1 protein-coding gene is annotated in these 449 nt (G+C 58.6%); it reads right to left on the bottom strand.

The window, feature by feature from the left end; genetic code table 11:
• Nucleotides 1-88 precede the first annotated feature (88 nt).
• The gene (locus FJV41_RS55755; protein ID WP_032424886.1) at nt 89-397 is read right to left on the bottom strand and encodes an ATP-binding protein; all 309 of its coding nucleotides are present in this window, start codon (nt 395-397) and stop codon (nt 89-91) included.
• Nucleotides 398-449: the final 52 nt, after the last annotated feature.

The raw sequence follows: 449 nt of genomic DNA, 5'->3' as shown, positions 1-449 counted from the left end.
GCCCAGGCACAGCAATAAGATGATGAAGCCGGTGAACGCGGGTGGGGAAATTCCCCCGGTGATTCGCCCGGGGGCAATGTCTGTTCCCTCACCCGCAGCGATCGTCGGTGGCATGGCTTAGGCGGGTATCAGGCAACGCTTCTATCAGGGTAGTCACATTCTCCCCGGCGCCAGTTTCCACATTAAAATAGTCCACCGCACGCAGAATAAGCCGCAAGCCTCTGCCGCCTTCCGCTAACGGATCGACATCAAAGTGCTCATCGTTACGCGCCAGCGCCAGGCGTTCGGCAGGAAAGATCTCTCCCGCATCGATAAAGCGCAGCGTCACGCGGTCATTGGTAGCGAAAATTTCCCGGGTGACTGCCGCTTTAAAGGCCACTGCGACGGAAGCATCCAACCGACATGTCACCGGCCAGAGGATCAACTGTCACCAGTCAGCTGCCCGTGAC

Source organism: Myxococcus llanfairpwllgwyngyllgogerychwyrndrobwllllantysiliogogogochensis, from assembly GCF_006636215.1.
Lineage (GTDB): Bacteria > Myxococcota > Myxococcia > Myxococcales > Myxococcaceae > Myxococcus > Myxococcus llanfairpwllgwyngyllgogerychwyrndrobwllllantysiliogogogochensis.
The sequence above is the reverse complement of the archived record's forward strand: the minus strand, read 5'-3'. Positions and strand labels throughout refer to the sequence as shown.